The organism is Exiguobacterium algae (assembly GCF_018617875.1).
Lineage (GTDB): Bacteria > Bacillota > Bacilli > Exiguobacteriales > Exiguobacteriaceae > Exiguobacterium > Exiguobacterium algae.
Genome location: NZ_JACSKZ010000016.1, coordinates 1 through 225 on the forward strand (window position 1 = coordinate 1; position 225 = coordinate 225).

Sequence of the window (225 nt, forward strand, 5' to 3'; positions counted from 1 at the left end):
GACACGTGGAGCTGAATGATACTAATCGGTCGAGGCTTTGATCTAGTCTAACGGTTTGTGTTGATGAATCCTCAGTTTTCAGGGAACAAACCCTAAACTATATTGACACGTGTATGACACGGTGTTAATATACATTTTGTCTGGTGGCGATAGCGAGACGGCCACACCCGTTCCCATGCCGAACACGGAAGTTAAGCGTCTCAGCGCCGAAAGTAGTTGGGGGTT

1 rRNA gene is annotated in these 225 nt (G+C 47.6%); it reads left to right on the plus strand.

What is annotated here, in order from left to right:
- Positions 1-139: 139 nt before the first annotated feature.
- A 5S ribosomal RNA gene (rrf, locus tag KNP03_RS13465) occupies positions 140-225 on the plus strand; the annotation flags it as partial.